Raw genomic sequence first — 22,709 nt, 5'->3', positions numbered from 1 at the left:
TTGGGGACGGGAGAACATGTCGGCATCGGCTTGGGATGTGCTTGCCCTCCCCCCGGCAAACCGCCCGTAAACTCACTCCCGTGGACACGACGGTTGCGGACCCCCTTCTAGGGCGGCTGCTGGACGGGCGGTACCGGGTCGAATCCCGCATCGCCCGGGGCGGCATGGCCGCTGTCTACCTGGCCCTGGACGTCCGGCTCGACCGCACGGTCGCCCTGAAGGTCATGCACCCCTCGCTCGCCGAGGACCCCGACTTCGTCCGCCGCTTCATCGGCGAGGCCAAGTCCGTCGCCAGCCTGTCGCACCCGAACGTCGTGCACGTCTTCGACCAGGGCACCGACGCGGGCAACGTCTACCTGTCGATGGAGTACGTCCCCGGGCGCACCCTGCGCGACGTGCTCCGCCGGCGGGGGCGCCTTCCCGCCCGCGAGGCCCTGGAGATCCTCATCCCGGTGCTGGCCGCCCTCGGCGCGGCCCACCAGGCCGGCATGGTGCACCGGGACGTCAAGCCCGAGAACGTCCTGCTGACCGACGACGGCCGGGTCAAGGTCGTCGACTTCGGGCTGGCCCGCGCGATCGAGGCGGGCAACCAGACCAAGACCGGCGTGATGATCGGCACCATCGCGTACATGTCGCCCGAGCAGGTGACCGCCGGGGTGGCCGACGCGCGCAGCGACGTGTACGCCGCGGGGGTGCTGCTGTTCGAACTGCTGACCGGGCAGCAGCCCTATCAGGGCGAGAGCCCCATGTCGGTGGCCTACCGCCACGTCCACGACCGGGTCCCCGCGCCCTCGGCGGTCGTCCCGGGCACGCCGCAGGCGCTGGACGCGCTGGTGCTCTCGGCGACCGACCGCGACCCCGCGCGCCGTCCGGCCGACGCCACGGCCATGCTGGTCGCCGCCGTCGAGGCCCACCGCACGCTGCCGCGCGACCCGGGGCCGCACGTCCCGCCCGCCGGCGCGACGTCCCCCTCGATGCTCCGCGAGACCGGCGTGATGCCGCGCGAGGCCGTCCCGCCGGCCCATCCCACTCTCGTCCACTCCCAGACCGAGATGCTGGCCGCCCCGCCGGTGGCGCCGGGCCCGCCCGGCGGACGCCGCGGCGTCCGGCCGGTCTGGCTCATCGTGGCGCTGGCCGTCGTCATGATCGGCGCGGTCGCCGGCACCGGCTGGTGGTTCTCCGAGGGCCGCTACACCAAGGTCCCCGACCTGCTCGGCCTCAACGTCACCCTCGCCAAGGAGAAGGCCGAGAGGCAGGGCTTCGCGGTCAAGATCGGCCCGGCCGAGCACGACGACAAGCTCGCCGAGGACAAGGTGCTGCGCACCGATCCCGAGCCGGGCAAGGACGTCCTCAACGACGCGGTCATCACGCTCATCCCCTCCTCCGGTCCGGTCAAGATCGCCGTGCCGAACGTGCTGAACCTCTCCCAGGGCGACGCGCAGGCGAAGATCTCCGAGGCGGGGCTGACCCCCGGCCCGGTCAGCCGGGTGCCCAGTGACACCGTCCAGCGCGGCCTGGTGATGCGCACCAGCCCGCAGGTCGGCACGAAGGTCCGCGAGGGCAGCCGCGTGCAGCTCGTCCTGAGCGCCGGGCTGCTGATGCCGGACGTCAGCGACATGCAGTGCGACCAGGCCGACGCGTTCCTGCGGCAGAAGGGCTTCGTCCCGACGGTCGTGCAGCAGACCGACAACGCCCAGCCCAACACCATCATCGCGCAGGTCCCGACCGCGCGGTCGGAGGTCACCGCCGGGCAGAACGTGCAGCTCACCTGCTCCAAGGGGCCCGACACCGGCTTCCACTGGCCGTGGGAGAGGCCCGACAACCCCCAGCCCGGCCAGGCGCTCGTCGCCATCCCCGACGTCCGGTTCAAGAAGGTCGCCGACGCCACGAACGAGCTGCGCGCGGCCGGGTTCAAGGTCCGGGTGCGCCGCATCGCCGGCACCGGCGCCGTCGTGGCCGAGAACCCCCTCGGCCAGGCCCCGGCGGGCACCCGCATCACCATCTGGCACTGACCGGCCGCCCCGCGCCGTTCTCCCGCTCAGGTGACGACCGTGATGATTTCCGCAACACGGTCGGACATGGCGCTTTACCGTGATGGTGGGAGAACGATGCGTAAGGGGATGAGTCGTGGATCCGATCGTGCTGGCCGCGGGGACGGCCCTGGTGACCGCGATGGCCACCGACGCCTGGGAGCAGGCACGAAAGGCGGCGGTCGCCCTGTGGCGGCGGACGCGTCCCGACGAGGCCGACTCCGTCGCCGGTGAGCTCGCCGAGGTACGCGCCCAGGTGATCGCGGCCCGCCGCGAGGGTGACGCCGAGACCGAGCGGGCGCTGGCCGGTTCCTGGCAGATACGGCTCCAGCGGTTGCTGCGCGCCGACCCCGACCTCGCGGCCGAGCTGCGCCGGGTCCTGGCCGAGGAGCTCTCCCCCGCCGCGACCGGAGACGGGGCGTCGCGGGCCGCCACGGTCACGATGGACGCCACCGCCAACGATCACGGCCGGGTCTATCAGGCCGCCCGCGACCAGCACATCACGGAGTCCTGACCGCCCAACGCGCGGCCCACCCCACCGGACGGTGCCATGACCTCCGACGACCCGCCCGCCTCGGACACGACTCCCGACGCCCCGCACACCTCCGGCACAACCCCGGACGACCCGCCCGCCTCCGGTACGCCTCCCGACGGCTCGCCGGCCCCCGGGGCGGCCTCGGGCCGGCCGGACTCCGGGACGGGCTCCGGCCGTGGAGGCTCGGGTGTCCATCTGGAGGCGCACGCCTCGGGACAGGCCCAGGTGCACCAGGCCGGGCGCGACCAGCATTTCCACTACGGCGACGGCGCGCGCGAGCGGGTGCGCACCACGCCCGGCGCCGTCACCGGCGAATGCCCCTATCCAGGACTGGCCGCCTTCGACCGGGCACAGGCGAGGTGGTTCTTCGGACGGGACGAGCTGGTCGCCGAACTGGTCGCGCGCCTCGACCGGCGTCTGGACTCGGGCGGCGTCCAGATGGTCCTGGCGCCGTCCGGCGCGGGGAAGTCGTCGCTGCTGCGGGCGGGGCTGCTGCCCAGGCTGGCGCAGGGCGCCCTGCCCGGGTCGCACCGATGGCCGCTGCTGGTGTTCACTCCCACCGCGGACCCGATGCGGGCCCTCGCCGCGTGCGTGGCCGCCCTGGCCGGCGAGCCGGACGGCCTCGCGGCCGGCGGCCATGGTGTCGAGACCGCCGACGGTCCGGGCGGCCGCACTCGCGCTGACACGGCGGACACGGCGGACACGGCGGACGCAGCAGACGCAGCAGACGCAGCAGACGCAGCAGACGCAGGGGACGCGGTGGACACGGTGGACACGGTGGACACGGTGGACGAACTGGTGGCCGACCCGGACCGGTGCGTCGCCGCGCTGCGCGAACGTCCCCTCCGGCAGGGGGCCGAGGCGCGGGTCGTGGTGGTCGTCGACCAGTTCGAGGAGCTGTTCACCCTGTGCGCCGACGAGGCGCGGCGGCGCGTCTTCGTCGACCTGCTCGTGCGCCTGGCGGCCCCGCACGACCCGGCGGCGGACCGGCACGAGACCGTGACGGGCGCGCATGGCCCCGGAACGGCCGCAGGCAAGGCCGCGGCGGCTTCGAGGGACGTGGAGCGGACGGCGCCCCCGTCGCCGGCGCTGGTCGTGGTGGGGCTGCGGGCGGACTTCTACGCGGCCTGCGCCGCCCACCCGGCGTTGCGGCCGGCGCTGGAGGACCGGCCGCTGGTGGTCGGCGCCATGTCCGGGTCGCAGGTGCGCGAGGCGATCGTCCACCCCGCCCGCGACGTTGGGCTCGACATCGAGCCCGGCCTGGTGGAGGTGCTGCTACGCGACCTCGGCGTCGCCACGAACCAGGGCCGGGAGGAGGCGGTCCCCCACGACGCGGGCCGGCTGCCGCTGCTCGCGCACGCGCTGCGGGCCTGTTGGCAGCAGCGGCATGGCTCCACCATGACCGTGGCGGGATACCGGGCCACCGGCGGCATCGAACACGCCGTCGCCACCACCGCCGACGACGCCCTGACCGCCTTGGACCCCGCCGAGCGCGCGATGGCCCGGTCGGTGTTCCTGCGCCTGGTCAAGATCGGGGACGGGACGGAGGACACCCGGCGACGGGTGTCCCGAGCCGACCTGCTGGACGCCTGCGGGGATCCGGCGAGGGCGGCCGCGGTCGTGGACCGGTTCACCCGGTCCCGGCTGCTCACGCAGTCGCGGGACACCGTGGAGATCACCCATGAGGCGCTGCTGCGGAGCTGGCCCCAGCTGCGCCGCTGGATCGACGACGACCGCACCGGCCGGCTCACCCACCAGGACCTGGAGGACGCCGCGGCGGCCTGGCAGCGCGCCGGCCGCGACCCGGCCCTGCTGTACCGGGGAAGCCGCCTGGAGGTCGCGCGCGACTGGGCCGTCGCCGCCTCGCCGGAGGAGATCGGCCGGACGGCCCTCGCCTTCCTCGTCGCCGGCCTGCGGCTGCGGCGCCGTACCGCACGCCTGCGCACCGCCCGGAACGCGGTGATGGCGACGGTGACCGCACTCGCCGTCGTCGCCGCGCTGGTCGCCGTCCAGCAGAGCAGGGATCTCGGCGAGCAGAGGCGCCTGGCCCTCGCCGGTGAGCTGGACGCCCGCGCCGAGGCGATGCGCGACAAGGACATCCGCAGGGCGCTGCAGCTCAACCTGGCGGCCGAGGCGATCGCTTCGACGCCGGACACCCGCGCCGGGCTCGCCGCGACGCTGACCGGTTCCGTACCGTCCGCGACCCTCCCGGACCACAACGTCACCGGGGCGGCGTTCACCCCGGACGGCCGCACCCTCGTCACCTCCACCAGCGGATACAGGGACGGCTCGGTGCGACTGTGGGACGCCGCCGACCGGCACGCCCCCGTCCCCTCCGCCGCCTGGCGGGGCGAGCCGATCAGCGACATGGCACTCAGCTCCGACGGGAGCGCGCTCGCCGCCATCTCGGCGACCGACTTGGGCACGACGGTGCGACTGTGGCGGGTGGCCGCACCCCGGTCGCTGACCCTTGTCGCGAGCGACCGCCTCGACCGGCAGGTGATGCGGGCGCTCGCGTTCAGCCCTGACGGGCGCACCCTCGTGACCGGCGGGGGCGGCACCGAAGGCGGGACGCTCCGGCTGTGGGACGTCTCCGACCGCTCCCTCGCCCGCCCGGTGAGCACGCCCGTCGAGCATGACGTGACCGCGGTCACCTTCAGCCCGGACGGAGGAACCCTGGCGGCCTCCACCGGCGCCGGACGCGACGGCGTGCTCCGGCTGTGGCGGGTCCATGGGCGCGCCCTGGTCCCCGCCGCGCGCGCCGACGTCGAGGAGAATCCCGGTCACCTGGCGTTCAGCCCGGACGGGCGCACCCTCGCCATCGCCGCCGCCTCCGACGCCCGCGGCACGGTCCCACTCTGGGACCTGTCCGACCGGCACGCGCCCACCCGGCGCGGCTCGGTGGGACGCAGGGGCCAGGGCACCGCGGTGGCGTTCGGCCCCGACGGGCGGACGCTCGCGGTGGCCTCCGCCACGCTCACGACCACCGACAAGGGCGGAGCCTTGTCGGTGTGGGACCTGCGAGACCTCGGCGGGCCGACCTGGACGGCACACCTGCCCGAGTACCAGTGGGTGACCGGCCTGGCCTTCAGTCTCGACGGCCGCACGCTCACCTCCTCGGCGACCTCACAGTTCGAGGACGTGGGCGCGGTGCAGCTGTGGGACGTGCGGGGGCGGCACCTCCCCACCCCCACGGCGACCTTCTCCCGCGGCGACGTGACGGGCCTCGCGTCCACCGCAGACGATCACCTTCTCGCCACCACCACTCTCATGCCGGACGCCGGCGGCACCCTCGCCGACCCTGGTGGCATCGTCCGGCTGTGGGAACGCCGTGGAGGCCGTCCCCCTGCCCTCAGCCGCACCCTGCGGGACGACCAGACCGTGACCGGCCTGGCGTTCTCGCCCGACGGGCGGATGATGGCCATGTCCACCGCGCGGGACGCGAGCGGGACGGTCCAGCTATGGGACGTCGCCGATCCCCGATCCCCCACCCGCCCCGACGTCACCTTCCTGGACGAAGGCGGCACCGCGGTCGCGTTCAGCCCGGACGGGCGCACCCTCGCGACGACGACCGGGCACAAGATGGGCGGGACGATCCGGCTGTGGGACGTCTCCGGCGGGCGGCTGACCCCGTCCGGGAGCGCCCGTGTCGAGCAGCGTGCAACGGCGGTGGCGTTCGGTCCCGACGGGCGCACGCTCGCGGTCACCACGCGCGGTGAGGGTCTGCTCACCGGCGGCCCGGAGAGCGGGACCGTGCAGCTTTGGGACGTCTCCGACCGGCGCGCGCCCGTCCGCGCCGCCGACGTGCCCGTCGTGTACTACCCGAAAGCGGTGATGTTCCGCCCCGGCGGGGGCGTCCTGGCCATCACCGGCAGCCTCAACTCGGGCGGGACGGTGGAGCTGTGGGACGTGCACAACCTGGACGACCCCGGCCCTGTCTTCACCGCGCCCGTCGAGTACTACGGCACCGCCGTGGCGTTCGCCCCGGATGGGCGCACCCTCGCGACGACCGGTGCCATCACCAACGCGATGGTCCAGCTCTGGGACGTCTCCGACCCCACCGCGGCCACCTCCCTCGCGGTGGTGACCACCGAGCGGGCAGCGACCGGGGTGTCGTTCACCTCGGACGGCCACACCCTTGTCACGACGCAAACCGACTCCGGCGGCGAGGGAGGGGCGCGACTGTGGGACGTCGCGTGGGCCACATCCCTGAGCGGCCGGCTGCACGAGCGCGCGTGCGCCGCCGCTGGCGGCGGGCTCACCCCCGCGCTGTGGCGGCACTACGCTCCCGGCATGGAGTACCAGGCCACCTGCCCCTGACCGCACGTGCCGATCGGCGCGGCACTCCCAGCGCCGGGACGGACGGGCCGGATGTCCCACCCACCAGACCGCGTCCGATGGCGGGGCCGAGGACCGGCCCCATCAGGTGGCGTGGGCCGAGGACCGGACGCGTCAGGTGGCGTGGGCCGAGGACCGGACGCGTCAGGTGGCGGGGGTGCCGTAGAGGCGCAGGCGGCCGAGGCCGCCGTCGGGGTGGATGTCGAGGCGGACGTGCGTCGCCGGCCGCTCGCCGGCCAGGCGGAAGCGGTGGCGGGTGTCCGGCTGGAGCCGGGTGCGGGGCAGCAGCTCGAACCATCCGGCGTCCGGCCCGGGCTCCGCGCCGCCGGGCACGTGGGCGGCGGTGAGCGACGCCGAGCCGGGGGCGTTGTAGACCAGGTTCGCGGTGTCCAGCTCGGCGACCCGGACGACGCCGGGGACGGCCAGCCGCACGACGAGCCAGTCGTTGCCGCCGTCGCGACGGCGGGCGGTCTCCCACCCTTCGGCCTGGTGGCGGGGCGACCCGGGGGCGATGACGTTCAGCGGGGAGGAGTAGAACGCGTCGGAGCAGGCGGTGACGAGCGCGCCGTTCTCCAGGGCGGCCAGGTCCAGGGGCATCGCGTCGTGCATGGCGAGGTCGGCGGCCACCTCGCCGTGGACGCGGAGCCGGGCGACGCCGCCGTCGGGGAAGATGTTCAGCCGCACGTGGGTGAACCGGTTCCCGGCGGTCACGGGGAAGGTGTGCTCGCTGTCGCCGGTCAGCGGGCTCCGCGGCACGATCTCGGTCCAGGACGCCTCGCGCAGCTCGTCCGCCGAGGGATACCCGGCGGCCTCGCACGCCTCGACGGAGGCGAAAGGCGGGTAGTTGCCGGTGAACCAGGCGGTGTCGACGACCACGGCCCGCACGACGCCGGGCATGCCGAGGCGGACGACGGCCCAGTCGTGCCCCGGCTCGCGCCGGCGGCGGGTCTCCCAGCCGTCGTACACCTGACCGCGAGGGCCGAACGTTCCGGCCTGGAAGGCGGGCCGGCCGGGCCTGACCAGCGCCTGGCGCTCGGCGAAGGACTCGTCGCTGGCCGCCACCACCGATCCGCCGTAGGAGCGCAGGGCGAGGTCGGGCAGCCGGCGCGGGTCCGGGGCGGTCGCCGGGACGGTCGCGGGGACCCGTTCTGGGGCGGGGGGACGGCCCGCCGCGGCGGCGGGCGCCGAAGCCGGGTGGTGCGGAGTGGTCACAGCAGGGCTCCGAAGGGAGGTTCGGCGTCGGTGACGGGACGGCCGCGCAGCCAGGTGGCCTGGACGACGCCGGTCAGCGTGCGGCCGTGGTAGGGCGTGAGGGGATTTCGGTGGCGCAGCGCGCCCGCCTGGACGGTGAACTCGGCGGTGTCGTCGAAGGCGACCAGGTCGGCGTCCGCCCCCACGGCCAGCCGGCCCTTGGCGGGCAGCCCCGCGAGCGCGGCCGGTCCGCGCGACATCCACCCGGTCACCCGGTCCAGGCCGTGCCCGCGCGCCCGGGCCTCGGTCCACACGGCGGGCAGTCCGACCTGGAGGGAGGAGACCCCGCCCCAGGCGGCGGCGAAGTCGGGGACCTTCAGGTCGGCGGTGGAGGGCGAGTGGTCGGACACCACGCAGCTCAGCACGCCCGCGGCCAGCCCCTCCCACAGCCGGTCGCGGTTGCCGGCGTCCCTGATCGGCGGGCAGCACTTGAACTCCGGGCCGCGCACCTGCTCGGCGGTGATGGTGAGGTAGTGGGGGCAGGTCTCGGCGCTGACCGCCACCCCTTCGCGCCGCGCGGCCTCCAGCGGTTCCAGGCAGGAGGCCGAGGACACGTGCAGGATGTGCGCCCGCGCGCCGGTCTCGCGGGCGGCGGCGATGACCCGCTCGACGGCCCGCCGCTCGGCCTCTCCCGGACGCGAGTCCAGGAACTGGGCGTACGTCGGCCCGGCCGGGTCGGTGAGCAGCGCCGGATCCTCGGCGTGCACCACGACGAGCCCGCCGAACGCGGCCACCGCGCGCATGGCCGCGCGCAGCCCGTCCGCGTCGAGCGGCGGGAACTCCTCCACGCCCGAGGGCGACAGGAAGCACTTGAAGCCGCGCACGCCGGCCTCGTGCAGGGGACGCAACTCGCCCGCGTTGCCGGGGATCGCGCCGCCCCAGAAGGCCACGTCGACGGCGCACTGGCCGGCCGCCGCCGCCCGCTTGGCCGCCAGGGCGGGGACGTCGACGGTCGGCGGCAGGGAGTTGAGCGGCATGTCGACGATCGTGGTGACGCCGCCGGCCGCCGCCGCCCTGGTGGCCGTGGCGAAGCCCTCCCAGTGGGTGCGTCCCGGCTCGTTGACGTGCACGTGGCTGTCCACCAGCCCCGGCAGCAGGCACACCTCGCCCAGGTCCACCGTCTCGGCGGCCGCCGCCTCGGCCTCGTACGGGAGCAGGGCGGCGATCACTCCGTCCCGGACGGCCACGGCCAGCGGGCGCTCGCCGTCGGGGAGCACCGCCCGCCGCGACCGCACGATCAGGTCGAACCTGTGCGGGCCGGGGCCCCGCGGGTCAGTCGGTGGCATGGGCGGGGGCCTGGGAGAGCCGGTCCACGGCGAGCCCGGCGGCGAGCCGTTCCAGCAGCGGGCCGGCCTCGGTCATGCAGCGGCGCACGTCGGCCTCGATGTCGGTGAGGGCGTACGCCGCCTGGATGCCGGCGGCGCGCAGTTCGTCGTCGGTGAGCGTCCGGCGGCCGCACACGGCGACGACCGGCACCCCGGCGCGTCCCGCCGCCTCGGCGACCCCGGCGGGCGCCTTGCCGCGCAGCGTCTGGCCGTCCAGCGACCCCTCGCCGGTGATGACCAGGCGCGCGCCGTCGAGCCGGCCGGCGAAGCCGAGCAGGTCGAGCAGCAGGCGGATGCCGGGCCGGATCTCCGCGCCGAGGAAGGCCATGGCGGCGAACCCCACCCCGCCGGCCGCTCCGGCGCCCGGGTCGTCGCGCACCCGCACGCCCAGCTCGCGCTCGGCCACGTCGGCCCAGTGGGCCAGGCCCTCCTCCAGCCGGGGCAGCTCGCCGGGGCCCGCGCCCTTCTGCGGCCCGTACACGGCGGCGGCGCCGTCCGGGCCGAGCAGCGGGTTGTCCACGTCGCTGGCCACCACGAACGCGGTGCCGGGCGGACAGGCGAAGCCGTCCAGGTCGAGGGCGCGCAGGTCGGCCAGCGCGCCGCCTCCCGGGGGCAGCTCCCGGCCGCGCGCGTCGAGCAGGCGCACCCCGAGGGCGCGCATCATGCCGGAGCCGCCGTCGGTGCAGGCACTCCCGCCGAGGCCGAGCACGATCTGGCGAGGGTTGTGGCGCAGCGCGGCGGCCACCAGGTCACCGGTGCCGTAGCTGGTCGCGGTGAGCGGGGCGAGCCGCCCGCCGGTGAGCCGGTGCAGCCCGGACGCCTCGGCCAGCTCGACCACCGCGACGTCGTCCTTCACGCCGTAGGCGGCGGTCACCGGCTCGCCGGTCGGCCCGGACGCGACGGTCTCCACGCGCCGGAACCCGCAGGCGACGGCGGCCTCGACCGTGCCGTCCCCGCCGTCGGCGACCGGCATGGTCACCACCTCGACCTCCGGGCGCGCGGCGCGCAGCCCCGCGGCCACGCGCGCGGCGACCTCGACGGCGCCGAGCGACCCTTTGAACTTGTCCGGCGCGACCAGCACGTGTCCCGGCATCACCCGACGACCTCCCGCTCCCTTTAGTCCCGGCCTCACCCGGCGCGCTCGCGCCCGGGCGGAGCCTCCGCCGCGCGGAGACGCCCGGCGCACGCCCGGCCTCACCACAGAATCTTCCACGCCCCCCGCCGTCGCCTCGCCGCCGGGCCCCCGCGACGCGCCGGGGGCATGCGACAGGTCGATCACCGGCGAACGCGGGCGGAGGCGGTCACCGGTGCACCTCCCCTGCCACGGTGACGCCGCGGTCGGCGGCCAGGCGCAGGAGGCGGCGGTGGGCGTCGGCGCCGGCACGGCCGGCGGCGTCGTGCGGAACGGTGCGCAGCTCGCCGTCCGCGACCACGGTGCGCCCGCCGACCAGCACGCGCGCCACCGGCGGCGGCGGCCCGAACACCAGCGCGCACACCGGGTCGTCGATGGCGGCGGCGAACCCGCCGACCCGCCACAGCACGATGTCGGCCAGCTTGCCGACTTCCAGGGTGCCGATCTCGTCCTCGCGGCCCAGGCAGCGGGCGCCGCCGAGCGTGCCGAGTTCCAGGGCCTGCCGGGCGGTGAGCGCGGCCGGACCGTAGCGGGCGCGCTGGAACAGCAGGGCCTGCCGCACCTCCCCGGCGAGCGTGGTCAGCTCGCTGGAGGCGGCGCCGTCCACGCCGAGCCCGACGACCGCCCCGGCGCGCAGCATCTCCGACACCCGGGCGATGCCCGCGCCGAGGCGCCCGTTGGAGCTCGGGCAGTGGGCGGTGCCGGTGCCGGTGGCGGCGAAGCGCTCGATGTCGCGGTCGTGCAGGTGGACGGCGTGGGCCACCCAGACGTCGGGACCGAGCCAGCCGAGCTTGTCCATGTAGTCGACGGGCGTGCAGCCCATCTGGGCCAGGCAGTGCTCCTCCTCGTCGAGGGTCTCGCACAGGTGGGTGTGCAGCCGCACGCCCTTGTCGCGGGCGAGCGCCGCGGCCTCGGTCATCAGCTCCGCGCTCACCGAGAACGGCGAGCAGGGGGCGACGGCGACGCGCAGCATCGACCCCGGCGACGGGTCGTGGTAGGCGTCGACGGCCTCCGCCGTGGCGGCGAGGATCTCCGGGAGGGTCTCCACCACCTCGTCCGGGGGGAGGCCGCCCTGGGAGACGCCGCGGTCCATCGACCCGCGGCAGGGGTGGAAGCGCAGGCCGAGGTCCCGGGCGGCCTCGATCTCGGCGGCGAGCAGGTCGCCGCGGCCCTTGGGGAAGATGTAGTGGTGGTCGGTCGTGGTCGTGCAGCCGGACAGGGCGAGCCAGCCGAGCCCGGCGGTGGCCGCGCCCCTGACCACCTCGGCGTCCATGGCGGCCCACAGCCGGTAGAGCGCGGTCAGCCACTCGAACAGCGTGGCGTCCTGGGCCACGCCCTGGGAGGCCCACTGGTACAGGTGGTGGTGGGTGTTGACCAGCCCGGGGGTGGCCAGGCATCCGGAGCCGTCGACGCGGGCGGCGCCCGGGACGTCGGGGCCCGGGCCGGCGCCGATGGCGGCGATGCGGCCGTCCCGGACGAGGATGTGCCCGTGCGCGATCTCGGGTCCGGCGACGGGGGCGATCGCGACGTTCTCGATCAGCGTGTCCCCTCCGCCTCCGGGCCTGCCGCCGGTCGCGGCCGTCTCGTGGCGGCCGGTCGCGTCCGCTCCGCGTCCGCCGGCCATCGGGCCGCCGGTCATCGGGCCGCCGGTCATCGGGCCGCCGGTCATCGGGCCGCCGCCTTGCGGGCGGCGGCCAGGCGTACCGCGTCGAGGATCTTCTCGTATCCGGTGCACCGGCACAGGTTGCCGGCCAGCGCCTCACGGATCTCGGCGTCGGTGGGCTCGCCGACGCGCTCGATGAGGTCGTGCGCCTGGACCAGCAGGCCCGGCGTGCAGAAGCCGCACTGCACGGCGCCGCACTCGACGAAGGCCTCCTGCACCGGGTCCAGGCGCTCCCCGCCGGCCAGCCCTTCGACGGTGCGCACCTCGCGCCCCTCGGCCTGCCCGGCGGCCACCAGGCACGCGCACACGGGCAGCCCGTCCAGGTACACCGTGCACGAGCCGCACTCGCCCTGCTCGCAGGCGTTCTTGGCGCCCGGCAGGCCGACCCGCTCCCGCAGCACGTACAGCAGGCTCTCGCCCTCCCACACGCCGTCCACGGCCTCGGGCCTGCCGTTGACGGTGAGGTTCACGCGCATGCCGCCACCTTCCCTCGGTAGTCGTTCCAGGCCCAGGTGAGGGTGCGGCGGGCCATCACCGCGATCGCGTGGCGCCGGTAGGCCGCGGTGCCGCGCACGTCGTCGATGGGCGAGGCCGCCTCGGCCGCCAGCTCGCCGAACCGCGCGAGCAGCGCGCCGTCCAGGGGCGCGGCCCCGGTCCAGTCGAGCTCCCGGCCGGCGAACTCCTCGGCCGCGCGGGCCCGCCGGGGCGTCGGGGCGGCCGAGCCGACGCCGGTGCCGACGCGGCGCTCGTCCGGGTGCAGGGCCAGCGCGAACGAGCACACCGCGATCACCATGGCGTTGCGCGGGCCGACCTTGGAGAAGTACTGCGGCCCGGTGGCCGGGCGGGCGCGGAAGGCGCGGATCAGCTCGTCGGGTTCCAGCGCGCTCCGCTTGACGCCGAGGTAGAACTCCTCGGCCGGGATCAGGCGGGTGCCGCGGGCGGCGGACTCCACCTCGATGACGGCGTCCCCGGCGAGCAGCGGCGGGTGGCTGTCCCCGGCGGGGGACGCGGCGCCCAGATTGCCGCCGACCGAGCCGCGGTTGCGGATCTGCGGCGAGCCGACCGTGCGTGACGCCTGGGCCAGCCCGGGGAGCCGGTCGCCCAGCTCGGCGATGATCCGGGCGTAGGACACCCCGGCGCCGACTCTCAGGAGGCCGTCGGCGGTGACCTCCCACTCGCCGAGCTCGCCGACCGTGGTGAGGTCGAGCAGCGCCACCGGGCGCCGCATGTCGAAGTTGATCTCCACCATCACGTCGGTGCCGCCCTGGATGGGCACGGCGTCCGGGACGGCCGCCTTCGCGGCCAGGGCCTCGGCCCAGGTGGCGGGTCGCAGGAAGTCCAACGGTCGGCTCTCCTAGTCCCAGGCCGCGCCGGCGGGCGTGGCGTCGTCGTGCAGCACGGTTCCCTCGATGAGCCCGTAGGGCCGGTCGGCGGCGAAGTAGACCTCGTTGTCGTTGTCCAGGCCGAACGGCGCGAGATCGACCAGGAAGTGGTGCTTGTTGGGCAGTTCCAGCCGCACCTCGCAGATCTCCGGGCGCTCGCGCAGCACGCGCTCGCCCATGGCGAACAGGGTCTGCTGCAGGGAGAGGCTGTAGGTGCCGGCGAAGGCGTCCAGCAGGCAGCGCCGCGCCTGCCGGTAGGACTCGGCGTAGTCGCGGGACTCCTCCCCGGCCGGGAGCAGGTGCCGCCAGCGGGCGGTCACGGCGGTGGCCAGGACCCGGTCGGTGGCCGGGGGCAGCGTCGTGTACTCGTCCTTCGCGAACCCGTGGAACTCCGAGCCGGTGGAGTTGAGCAGCACCAGGTCACGCAGGCCGGACACCACCGTGGTGGCGCCGTCCCGGTCGTGGTGGACGACGCACGTGCGCACCTCGCCGCCCGAACGCGCGAACGAGTGCGGCCCGCGCCGCTCCCAGCCGTACTCCTCCACCGCCACCCGGGCGTGGTGGATCGTGGGCTGCGAGCCGACGAAGTGGCGGGCCAGCAGCAGGGCGAACTCCTCGATCTCCCCGATGCCGTGCTTCTTGGCGAAGGCGTACACGGTGTTCTTCTGGGAGTCGGTCGGCAGCACGGCGGCGTTGTCGCCGCGCCGGTGCACCTCCTCCATCGCCCCCGACAGCGAGACGCCGACGTTGCAGTCCTTGAGGTGGTGCACCTCGCCGTCGCGGGTGACGCGCACGACGCGCGTCTCCGCCTTGCCGTAGCGGTTGGGTCCGAGCACGACGGCCATCGCTAGCTCCCCCGATAGGTCGAGTAGGCGAACGGGCTCAGCAGCAGCGGCACGTGGTAGTGCGCGTCGGGGTCGCCGATGGCGAAGGTCACCACGACCTCGGGGTAGAAGGCCGCGACGCCGCTCACGGCGAAGTAGGACCCGGTGTCGAAGACCAGGCGGTGCACGCCCCGGCCGGGCTCGCCCTCGGGCAGCCAGTCGGCCAGGCGCCCGTCGCCGTCGGTCACGCCGGTGCCGACGACCCGGTCGCCCTGGAACAGCGTGACCCGCACGCCCTCCGCGGGCCGGCCCCTGCTGGAGTCGAGCACATGCGTGGACAGGCTCACCTCCCCTCCTCCCCATCGTGCCCGTCGCGGCCGGCGGCTGCGCCGCGGCCCTCCCCGGAAGCCCACCGGCCGCCGTCACGGCCACCGCTGTCGCCGGTGCCGCCGGGATCGGGGCCGCCGTGGTCGGGGTCGGCGGGAGCGGGACCGCTGGGATCGGGGTCGGCGGGGTCACTCGAACTACCGGGATCGTCACCGTCGCCGGGGCCGGTCGCGAGCTTGACGGCCCGCAGCACGGCGATCTCGGCCAGCTCCTCGCGCACGACGGCCCGCTCGGTCTCCTCGTCATTGCGCACCCTGGCCATGAGCCGGTCGGCCATCTCCTCCGCCGTGAGCCCGGTCGCGCAGACCAGGTACACGTGCCCGAACCGCTGCTCGTAGAGAACGTTGCCCGCGGCGAGCTGGGCGAGCACCCTGCGGTCGGCGCCGGCCGTGCCGGACTGCTCGGCCCGCGACCAGGACGCCTCCCTCCCACCGCCCCCGGCGCGGTCGCCGATGCGGGGATGGGCCGACAACGCCTCCAGCACCTGCGGCCAGCTCAGCCCGCGGACGGCCTCCCGCGCGGCGGCGGCCAGCGCGGCGGCGTCGGCGTAGGGCAGGCCGGCGGCGACGCGGCGCGCGAACGCGGGCGCGGCGCAGCAGCTCAGCAGTTCCCGTTCGGCCTCCGGCGGGCTGAGCGCGTTGAGGGCCGCCAGGCCGTCAGAGCCGGGTGTCACGTTCGGCATGGCAGCCAGTGAACAGCCGCGGGCGGGCGCGGTCCAGCGGCGGGATCTCCCAACTGGGGCAACGCATCGCCATGGTTTTTCGTGTCATGCTCCAACGCCGCCCGCGCGGGCCGTCACGGCCGCCCGGCGCCTCCCCCGAGCATCCGGGCCGCTCCCATAAGCTGGAGGCATCATGACGGCAACCTCTCTCATCGGCGGCCACGCGCTGGTCGCGGGCGGTCTGGCCACGGGCGGCCTGCGCTACGCGGCCGAGATCGAAGCCGAGATCATCCAGGTGTTCGTGACCAACCCGCGCGGCTGGGCCCTCAACGCCGGCAAGCCCGCCGAGGACGCCGCGCTGCGCGAGTCGGGCGTCCCGGTGTTCCTCCACACGCCCTATCTGGTCAACATGGGGTCCCCGAGCGCCGACACGCTGGAGAAGTCCACCGCCAGCATCCGTCACGCGCTGGGGCGCGCGGTCGAGATCGGCGCGCTCGGCGTGGTCGTGCACACCGGGTCGGCGGTCAGCCAGTCGCGCGACGCCGCGATGCGCCAGCTCCACGAGCACCTGCTGCCGCTGCTGGACGAGATCCCCGAGCACGGGCCCGATCTGCTGCTGGAGCCGATGGCCGGCCAGGGGCAGATGCTCTGCGCCACCGTGCAGGACCTCGCCCCCTACCTGGACGCCCTGGAACACCACCCACGGGCCAACGTGTGCCTGGACACCTGCCACGCCTTCTCCGCCGGGCACGACCTCGCCGCGCCCGGCGGCGTCGCCGAGATGCTCGACGCGCTGCACGCCGTGGCGCCGGGCCGGCTGAAGCTGGTGCACGCCAACGACTCCAAGGACGCCTGCGGCTCCAAGCGCGACCGCCACGAGAACATCGGCGCCGGTCACATCGGCGCGGGCGCCTTCGCCGAACTGCTGCGCCACCCGGTCGCCGCCGGGGTCCCGTTCTGCATCGAGACGCCGGGCAAGGCCGACAAACACCGCGAGGACATCCAGCTCTTGAAGAAGCTCCGCGAGCCGGCGACGGCAGCGGCGGCCTCACACTGAACACAGGCCGGCCGACGGCGACCCCGCACTGAACACAGGCCAGCCGACGACGACCCCGCACTGAACAGGCGAACCGACGACGGCTCCGCGCTGGACACAGGCGAACCAACGGCGATTTTCCGCAGAGCAAGAGGCGAGCCCGCGACGATCTCCCGACGAGCAGCGAGTGATCCTGCGACGATCTCCCCCCTGAGCAGCGGGCGAGCCTGGGGCGATCTCGCGCTGAGCAACGGGTGGCCTGCCCGGCGTCCGGGGCACGGCGCCGGGCAGGGTGTTCGCCAACGAGATCCGGCCGCCCCCCTTTGGGCCAGATCACGTGCGTAGGCCTCGCGGCCGATCGGCGAACACCCCGCCCCGCCCGGGCCGACGGGCCCTACCCCCCGGTGAGGGCCCGGCGACCCCGGCGTCCGCCGGCCGGGCGCGCGGGCGCGCAGGCACGGCGTTCGCCGGTGGGTTCGCGTGACCAGGGTCCGTCCGGCCCTTCGGGGCAGGTGTCCCCCCTGGTCACGCACTGTGGCTCTTCGACGGGCACGACATTACGTCGTGTCATCCGGGTCGCGCGGGCCCTTCGGGCGCCGCTCGCTGAGCGGTCAGTAGCCATCGATGTACGGAGCGTGTCCGCGCGACGAGCGGCGTCCCTGGTCCGACGAGCGGCGGGACGGGGGCTCGCGCCCGGGCCCGCTCGCCGCCCGCAGCCGCCGGACGCGCGGTCGGCGGCGCTCACGCCACACCCAGCGCGCACCCAGCGGACCCCCGGGCCCTCCATGAGGGCCGCCCGCGCAGCCCGCTCCCCGTACGGGACGCCGTTCTACGGCGCGCCGTGTGGCGTCGTCCCAAGGGTCACATGTGGCATCGCCTAGCGCCTTCCGGGCACCACCTTGTGGTGCCTCCCAGAGGCCGCCGTGTGGCCCGTTCTACAGGGCGGCGTCCTTCGGGGCGCCGTCCTGTGGGGCGGTGGCGGGCTGCGGGCGGGGCAGGCCGCCGGCAGGCGACGGGAGGTCGGCCGGGCGCGGCAGCGGGGCGCGGAACTGCCGCACGAGTTGCTCGCGGACGCGGCGACTGTGGCGGCGGCTCACCGGGAGCGTCGTCTCGCCGACGCGCAGCACGATGCGGCCCTCGTCGAAGCGCATCTCGGTGACGTGCCGCGCCGACACCAGCGTGCTGCGGTGCACGCGGATGAACCCCGAGGACGCCCAGCGGCGCTCCAGGGCCGCCAGGGACATGCGCACCAGATGGGTGCCCTCGGCGGTGTGCAGGCGCACGTAGTCGCCGCTGGCCTCGGCGTAGGCGACGGCGTGCTGCGGCACGAAGCTCGTGCGCCCGCTCAGCTCGACCGGGATGACGTCGCCCTCCGCGGCCTCGGCGGCGCAGGGCCCGTAGGCGGCCTGCTCCAGGCGGCGCACCGCCTCGGCGACCCGGTCGGGCCGCAGCGGCTTGAGCAGGTAGTCCACCGCCTCCAGCTCGAACGCCTGTACCGCGCGGTCGTCGTGCGCGGTGACGAAGACCAGCTTGGGCGGGCTGGGGAAGGCGCCGACCAGGCGGGCGAGGTCGAGGCCGTCGAGGCCGGGCATGCGGATGTCGAGGAAGACGCCGTCGAGCCGCTCGCCGGCACCGATCATCGCGACCATGTCCTGCAGCGCGGCGACCCCGTCCGAGGCCGTCAGCACTTGCTCGACGCGATTGTCCTGCCGGAGGAGATAGGCCAGCTCCGACAGCGCGTGCACCTCGTCGTCGACCGCCAAGACACGGAGCATGGAGACCAAACTGCCGTCAGGACCGCCTCGCGGGCAAGCCCTCTATCGACATTGAGTGGCGACCCGAATGCTTTCAGTTATAGTTTGGCCGGATTTTCGGCACCCGCATGCGCACCGTGGTGCCCTCGTCGGGCGCGGTGTCGATCACCAGCCCGTACTCCTGGCCGTAGATCTGGCGCAGCCGCACGTCCACGTTGGCCAGCCCGATGCCGCCCCCGCCGTCCCCGCTCGGCGGCTCGCCCGCCAGCAGGCGCCGCACCCGGCCCGGCTCCATGCCCGCGCCGTCGTCCTCGACGGTGATGTGGACCTCCTCGCCCGCGTCGCGCACCACGATGCTCACCTCGCCCGACCCGCCGCCGCGGCGGATGCCGTGGGTGATGGCGTTCTCCACCAGGGGTTGCAGGCACAGGAAGGGCACCGGCACCGGCATGACCTCCGGGACGACGTCCACGACGAAGCGCAGCTTGTCGCCGAAGCGGGCCCGCTCCAGCAGCAGGTAGCGGTCGACGCAGGTCAGCTCGTCGGAGAGCGTGGTGAAGTCTCCGGCGCGGCGCAGGGCGTGCCGGGCGAAGTCGGCGAAGTCCAGCAGCAGCTCGCGCGCCCGGTCGGGCTCGGTGCGGGTGAAGGAGGCGATGGTGGCCAGGGAGTTGCACACGAAGTGCGGGGAGATCTGCGCGCGCAGGGCTCGGGTCTCGGCCTGCATCGCCCGCCGCCGGGTGGCGTCCAGTTCGGCCAGTTCGAGCTGCCCGGAGGCCCACCGGCCGACCTCGGTCACCGCCCGCACCAGGGGTGCGCCGACGTGCGGGTCGTAGGCGGCCAGCGCGCCGATGACCCGCCCGTCCACGGTCAGCGGCACCACGACGGCGCTGCGGATGGCGCAGTCGTCGGCCTCGCAGAACAGCTCGTCCCCTGCGACCAAGTGGGGCCGCCCACCGGCGAGGATGCCGTGGACGTGCCCGATGAGGTCGCGCACGTGCGCCTCGCCGGGCGCCTCCCACGCGCCGTCCCAGGCGAGCACCTGGTCGGTGGAGGTGACGGCGAGGGCGGCCGTGCCGGTCAGGGCGCGCAGGTGGCGCACGGCCCTGCGCGCAGAGTCGCGCGACAGCCCGGCCCGCAGGTAGGGCGCGGCCATCGCGGCGAGGTGCAGCGCGGCGAAGGTGGCGTCGCCGGCCGGGCCGCCCTCCCCCGCCCGGCCGCCCGCGCCCGCCTCGCCGCGGCGGCGCCGGCCCAGGCGGTACCCGGCCAGGCCGCTGAGGACGCACAGCAGCGCCCACCCGGTGTGCAGCATGCGGGCAACCGTAATCGGTCACCCGATGTGATCGTGTGGGAACCGGACGGCGCGCCCGCGGGGCTCACAGGCGGGTGGCGGCCCGGACCAGCCCGGCCAGAGCGCGGGACCGGCTGTGCGGCGGCCAGGCGATCACCGTCGTGACCGCCGGCGCGTCCAGCACCGGCACGGCGGTGAGCCCCTGGTGCAGCTGGGCCCGGCACGACTCCGGCAGGATCGCCGAGGCCCGGCCGAGCGCCATCAACTGGTGCAGCTGCGCGGTGTCGCGGACCTTCGGACCGGGGCCGTCGGGGTAGGCGCCATCGGGGCCGGGCCAGCGCGGCATCGGCAGGCCGGGCAGCGCGGCCACCTCGGCCATCCGCACGTGGACCCGGCCGGCGAGGGGGTGCGTCGCCGGCAGGACCACGACCTGCCCCTCCGTGCACAGCTCCTCGGCGTCGAATCCGGCCGTCGAGTCGAACGGCCGGTGCAGCAGCGCCACGTCGGCCCGCCCGTCGCGCAGCAGCCGCTCCTGCTCGGCGACGGCGCACAGGAGCACCTCGACGGTGACCGCGCCGGGCTCGGCGGCGTAGGCGTCGAGCAGCTTGGACAGCAGTTCGCTGGACGCCCCGGCCTTGGCGACCAGGACCAGGCCGGGGTCGCTGGTGTCGGCGGCGCCGGCGCGGCGGGTGCGGCGGGCGGCGGCGTCGACCGCTTCGAGGGCCGCCCGGCCCTCGGCCAGCAGCACCGCCCCGGCCTCGGTCAGCGTGACGGCGCGGCTGGTGCGTTCGAGCAGCGCCACCCCGAGCCGCCGCTCGAGCTGCCGGATCGCTCGCGACAGCGGCGGCTGGGCGATGCCGAGCCGCTGCGCGGCCCGCCCGAAGTGCAGCTCCTCGGCGACGGTGATGAAGTACCGCAGCTCCCGCGTCTCCATGCCGCCACAGTACCGGCGGGGACGGTCCGCGCCCCGCCGCCGCGGGCCACCCGCGTCCCGCATCGATACCCCCGAGGTATCGCCGCCCACCCAAACGGTGTTGGAGGCCCCGCCGGGGCGCCGACAGGATGGAACGCATGAGCGAAACGACGATCGCGCTGGTCACCGGCGCGAACAAGGGGATCGGATACGAGATCGCGGCGGGCCTGGGCGCCCTCGGCTGGAGCGTCGGCGTCGGCGCCCGGGACCAGGGGCGGCGGGAGGCCGCCGTGGAGAAGCTGCGTGCGGCCGGCGTCGAGGCGTTCGGCGTGCCGCTCGACGTGACCGATGACGACGCCGTGGCCGCCGCCGCCTGGCTGATCGAGGAGCGCGCCGGCCGCCTCGACGTGCTCGTCAACAACGCCGGCGTGACCGGCGGCGGGCCACAGGAGCCCACGACGGCCGACCTCGCGGCCGTGCGGAGGGCCGTGGAGACCAACGTGATCGGCGTCATCCGTCTCACCAACGCGATGCTGCCGCTGCTGCGCCGCTCGGCGTCGCCGCGGATCGTCAACATGTCGAGCACCGTCGGCTCCCTCACCCGGCAGAGCGGTTACGGGGACGATACGGGCCCGCTGTCGGTCGCGTACGCGCCGTCCAAGACCTTCCTCAACGCCGTCACCGTCCAGTACGCCAAGGAGCTGCGCGACACCGGCATCCTGGTCAACGCCGCCTGCCCCGGCTACTGCGCGACCGACCTCAACGGCTTCCGCGGCGTCCGCACCCCCGAGCAGGGCGCGGCGATCGCCATCAAGCTCGCGACCCTGCCCGGCGACGGCCCGACCGGCGGGTTCTTCGACGACGCCGGGGTGGTGCCCTGGTGACCGGCGGACGGCGAGCCGCCCCCATCTCCCGCGCGCCCGAGATACCGCGGGTCACCTGGAAGGCGCGCATGCCGACGGACCGTTCGCCGGCCCTGCCGGTCCTGTCGCCGGCTCGGCGGGCGAGCTTCTGACACGGCACACCGGCGCGGCGGCCACCCACCATCGCCGGGCGCGGCCCTCCGCCCGGTCGTGCGCTCGATGTGATCGGCGCCGGGCCAACGGAGCGTGGTGCGCCGGGGCCGGCGCCGCCATACGGCGCCCGGCCGGGCGCTAGGCGGGGCCGTCGCCGGGTTCCTCCTGGTAGGCGTAGCGCTGTTCGCGCCAGGGGTCGCCCAGGTTGTGGTAGCCGCGTTCCTCCCAGAACCCGCGGCGGTCGGCGACCAGGTACTCCACGGCGCGCACCCACTTGACGCTCTTCCACGCGTACAGGTGGGGCACGACGACGCGCACCGGGAAGCCCCGCTCGGCCGACAGCGGCTTCTCGTCCAGTTCGAGGGCGAACAGGGTGGAGTCGCGCGCGAAGTCCGACAGGCGCAGGTTGGCGCTGTAGCCGTACTCACCCCAGATCATGACATGGGTGACCCCGGGGTCCGGGGGAACGGCCTCCAGCAGGGCGCCGGCCGGCACGCCTCCCCACTCGTTGCCCATGATCGAGAACTTGGTGACACAGTGGAAGTCGGCGATGAGGGTCACGCGCGGCAGGGCGGAGAACTCCGGCCAGGTGAAGCGGATCTCCTCCCCCGACGCCGTGGCTCCGAAGACCGACAGGTTCCAGCTCTCCGGCCGGAACCCGGGAACCCGGCCGTAGTGGAGGACCGGTCGGCCACGGGGGACGTACTGCCCGGGGGGCAGTCGAGTTTCCTCGGTTGGATCCGGCACGCAGCAATCCTGCCATCGCGCTGTCGGCCTCGCGGCATTGGCACCCCGTTAACCCGTCCGGGGTGGCGGCCCTCCCCCGGACGGCGGGACGATCCCATCCATCCACGGACGATCCACCGGCGGCCGTGCCGGCGCGGCGCCCGGCGGTCCCATCCCCCGCGGACGGTTCCCTCCACGGACGGCCTTGCCCTCGGTCGGACAGGACGGCCCTGGCGGCCGTACCTGCGCCGTCGCCGCCCACCGCTGGGGATGGGTTATGCTTGCGGCGATGCGTACCGCGTTGGAGTTTTGGTATGGCGACGGACCCGTGGAATCGGCCGATCGCCGTCAGACGCTGCGCTGACCGCCAGACGTCGACGAAGGCCCCGGGTCCTGATCAGGACCCGGGGCCTTCGTCGTTTTCCGGTGTCGAACACCTCGACCGCGA

18 protein-coding genes are annotated in these 22,709 nt (G+C 75.2%); 5 read left to right on the top strand and 13 right to left on the bottom strand.

Annotation, left to right across the window (positions count from 1 at the left end; translation table 11 throughout):
- Positions 1–80 precede the first annotated feature (80 nt).
- From pknB to ACFQSB_RS12190, 3 genes are all read left to right on the top strand, one after another.
- Complete coding sequence (gene pknB, locus ACFQSB_RS12200; RefSeq protein WP_380826350.1) at positions 81–2,012, top strand: Stk1 family PASTA domain-containing Ser/Thr kinase; 1,932 nt, start codon at positions 81–83, stop codon at positions 2,010–2,012.
- Between the two features lie 115 nt (positions 2,013–2,127).
- Complete coding sequence (locus ACFQSB_RS12195; protein ID WP_380826348.1) at positions 2,128–2,544, top strand: hypothetical protein; 417 nt, start codon at positions 2,128–2,130, stop codon at positions 2,542–2,544.
- Between the two features lie 36 nt (positions 2,545–2,580).
- The gene (locus tag ACFQSB_RS12190; RefSeq protein ID WP_380826346.1) at positions 2,581–6,885 is read left to right on the top strand and encodes a WD40 repeat domain-containing protein; all 4,305 of its coding nucleotides are present in this window, start codon (positions 2,581–2,583) and stop codon (positions 6,883–6,885) included.
- Positions 6,886–7,047: 162 nt separating this feature from the next.
- Here ACFQSB_RS12190 and alc read toward each other — a convergent pair whose 3' ends face one another.
- The 9 genes from alc to uraD all read right to left on the bottom strand — a co-directional run bounded on the left by alc (position 7,048) and on the right by uraD (position 15,549).
- Complete coding sequence (gene alc, locus ACFQSB_RS12185; protein WP_380826344.1) at positions 7,048–8,115, bottom strand: allantoicase; 1,068 nt, start codon at positions 8,113–8,115, stop codon at positions 7,048–7,050.
- A complete protein-coding gene (gene allB, locus ACFQSB_RS12180; protein WP_380826342.1) occupies positions 8,112–9,440 on the bottom strand; it encodes an allantoinase AllB in 1,329 nt (442 codons plus the stop codon). Before allB ends, alc begins: the two co-directional genes overlap by 4 nt.
- Complete coding sequence (locus ACFQSB_RS12175; protein ID WP_380826340.1) at positions 9,427–10,572, bottom strand: glycerate kinase; 1,146 nt, start codon at positions 10,570–10,572, stop codon at positions 9,427–9,429. Before ACFQSB_RS12175 ends, allB begins: the two co-directional genes overlap by 14 nt.
- Before the next feature lie 208 nt (positions 10,573–10,780).
- Complete coding sequence (locus ACFQSB_RS12170; protein WP_380826338.1) at positions 10,781–12,280, bottom strand: 8-oxoguanine deaminase; 1,500 nt, start codon at positions 12,278–12,280, stop codon at positions 10,781–10,783.
- Complete coding sequence (locus tag ACFQSB_RS12165) at positions 12,277–12,750, bottom strand: (2Fe-2S)-binding protein (protein WP_354843297.1); 474 nt, start codon at positions 12,748–12,750, stop codon at positions 12,277–12,279. The genes ACFQSB_RS12170 and ACFQSB_RS12165 overlap by 4 nt, the downstream gene beginning before the upstream one ends.
- Entirely contained in the window at positions 12,741–13,616 is an 876-nt protein-coding gene (locus ACFQSB_RS12160) for an FAD binding domain-containing protein (protein ID WP_380826336.1), read from the bottom strand. Before ACFQSB_RS12160 ends, ACFQSB_RS12165 begins: the two co-directional genes overlap by 10 nt.
- A gap of 12 nt (positions 13,617–13,628) precedes the next feature.
- Complete coding sequence (pucL, locus tag ACFQSB_RS12155; RefSeq protein ID WP_380826335.1) at positions 13,629–14,501, bottom strand: factor-independent urate hydroxylase; 873 nt, start codon at positions 14,499–14,501, stop codon at positions 13,629–13,631.
- 2 nt (positions 14,502–14,503) lie between these two features.
- The gene (gene uraH / locus ACFQSB_RS12150) at positions 14,504–14,827 is read right to left on the bottom strand and encodes a hydroxyisourate hydrolase (RefSeq protein WP_354843304.1); all 324 of its coding nucleotides are present in this window, start codon (positions 14,825–14,827) and stop codon (positions 14,504–14,506) included.
- The gene (gene uraD / locus ACFQSB_RS12145; protein ID WP_380826333.1) at positions 14,824–15,549 is read right to left on the bottom strand and encodes a 2-oxo-4-hydroxy-4-carboxy-5-ureidoimidazoline decarboxylase; all 726 of its coding nucleotides are present in this window, start codon (positions 15,547–15,549) and stop codon (positions 14,824–14,826) included. The genes uraH and uraD overlap by 4 nt, the downstream gene beginning before the upstream one ends.
- Positions 15,550–15,721: 172 nt before the next feature.
- Between uraD and ACFQSB_RS12140 the strand changes: the two genes are divergently transcribed.
- On the top strand, positions 15,722–16,585 hold the full coding sequence (locus tag ACFQSB_RS12140) for a deoxyribonuclease IV (RefSeq protein ID WP_354843310.1): 864 nt from the start codon (positions 15,722–15,724) through the stop codon (positions 16,583–16,585).
- A gap of 914 nt (positions 16,586–17,499) precedes the next feature.
- On the opposite strand, the gene ACFQSB_RS12135 is transcribed toward ACFQSB_RS12140, so the two are convergent.
- From ACFQSB_RS12135 to ACFQSB_RS12125, 3 genes are all read right to left on the bottom strand, one after another.
- Positions 17,500–18,339 carry a LytR/AlgR family response regulator transcription factor gene (locus tag ACFQSB_RS12135; RefSeq protein WP_380826331.1) on the bottom strand — a complete coding sequence of 280 codons (840 nt, stop codon included), beginning with the start codon at positions 18,337–18,339 and terminating at the stop codon, positions 17,500–17,502.
- A 73-nt stretch (positions 18,340–18,412) separates the two neighbouring features.
- On the bottom strand, positions 18,413–19,627 hold the full coding sequence (locus ACFQSB_RS12130) for a histidine kinase (protein WP_380826330.1): 1,215 nt from the start codon (positions 19,625–19,627) through the stop codon (positions 18,413–18,415).
- Positions 19,628–19,691: 64 nt separating this feature from the next.
- Complete coding sequence (locus tag ACFQSB_RS12125; protein ID WP_380826328.1) at positions 19,692–20,540, bottom strand: LysR family transcriptional regulator; 849 nt, start codon at positions 20,538–20,540, stop codon at positions 19,692–19,694.
- 137 nt (positions 20,541–20,677) lie between these two features.
- On the opposite strand from ACFQSB_RS12125, the gene ACFQSB_RS12120 reads away from it, so the two are divergent.
- Complete coding sequence (locus ACFQSB_RS12120; RefSeq protein WP_380826327.1) at positions 20,678–21,403, top strand: SDR family NAD(P)-dependent oxidoreductase; 726 nt, start codon at positions 20,678–20,680, stop codon at positions 21,401–21,403.
- Positions 21,404–21,673: 270 nt separating this feature from the next.
- Here the strand turns inward: ACFQSB_RS12120 and ACFQSB_RS12115 are convergent, their stop codons facing one another.
- Positions 21,674–22,282 carry a sulfite oxidase-like oxidoreductase gene (locus ACFQSB_RS12115; RefSeq protein ID WP_354843318.1) on the bottom strand — a complete coding sequence of 203 codons (609 nt, stop codon included), beginning with the start codon at positions 22,280–22,282 and terminating at the stop codon, positions 21,674–21,676.
- Positions 22,283–22,709: the final 427 nt, after the last annotated feature.

The sequence above is a fragment of the Sphaerisporangium rhizosphaerae genome (assembly GCF_042665155.1).
Classification (GTDB): Bacteria; Actinomycetota; Actinomycetes; order Streptosporangiales; family Streptosporangiaceae; genus Sphaerisporangium; species Sphaerisporangium rhizosphaerae.
The sequence above is the reverse complement of the archived record's forward strand: the minus strand, read 5'-3'. Positions and strand labels throughout refer to the sequence as shown.

Bases quoted from the DNA above. Each gene is read 5' to 3' on its own strand.
- ACFQSB_RS12170 (WP_380826338.1), bottom strand. From the start codon at position 12,280: ATGACCGGCGGCCCGATGACCGGCGGCCCGATGACCGGCGGCCCGATG.
- ACFQSB_RS12135 (WP_380826331.1), bottom strand. From the start codon at position 18,339: ATGCTCCGTGTCTTGGCGGTCGACGACGAGGTGCACGCGCTGTCGGAG.
- ACFQSB_RS12120 (WP_380826327.1), top strand. From the start codon at position 20,678: ATGAGCGAAACGACGATCGCGCTGGTCACCGGCGCGAACAAGGGGATC.
- pucL (WP_380826335.1), bottom strand. From the start codon at position 14,501: ATGGCCGTCGTGCTCGGACCCAACCGCTACGGCAAGGCGGAGACGCGC.
- ACFQSB_RS12175 (WP_380826340.1), bottom strand. From the start codon at position 10,572: ATGCCGGGACACGTGCTGGTCGCGCCGGACAAGTTCAAAGGGTCGCTC.
- ACFQSB_RS12130 (WP_380826330.1), bottom strand. From the start codon at position 19,627: ATGCTGCACACCGGGTGGGCGCTGCTGTGCGTCCTCAGCGGCCTGGCC.
- ACFQSB_RS12190 (WP_380826346.1), top strand. From the start codon at position 2,581: ATGACCTCCGACGACCCGCCCGCCTCGGACACGACTCCCGACGCCCCG.
- ACFQSB_RS12125 (WP_380826328.1), bottom strand. From the start codon at position 20,540: ATGGAGACGCGGGAGCTGCGGTACTTCATCACCGTCGCCGAGGAGCTG.
- allB (WP_380826342.1), bottom strand. From the start codon at position 9,440: ATGCCACCGACTGACCCGCGGGGCCCCGGCCCGCACAGGTTCGACCTG.
- ACFQSB_RS12140 (WP_354843310.1), top strand. From the start codon at position 15,722: ATGACGGCAACCTCTCTCATCGGCGGCCACGCGCTGGTCGCGGGCGGT.
- ACFQSB_RS12165 (WP_354843297.1), bottom strand. From the start codon at position 12,750: ATGCGCGTGAACCTCACCGTCAACGGCAGGCCCGAGGCCGTGGACGGC.
- uraD (WP_380826333.1), bottom strand. From the start codon at position 15,549: ATGCCGAACGTGACACCCGGCTCTGACGGCCTGGCGGCCCTCAACGCG.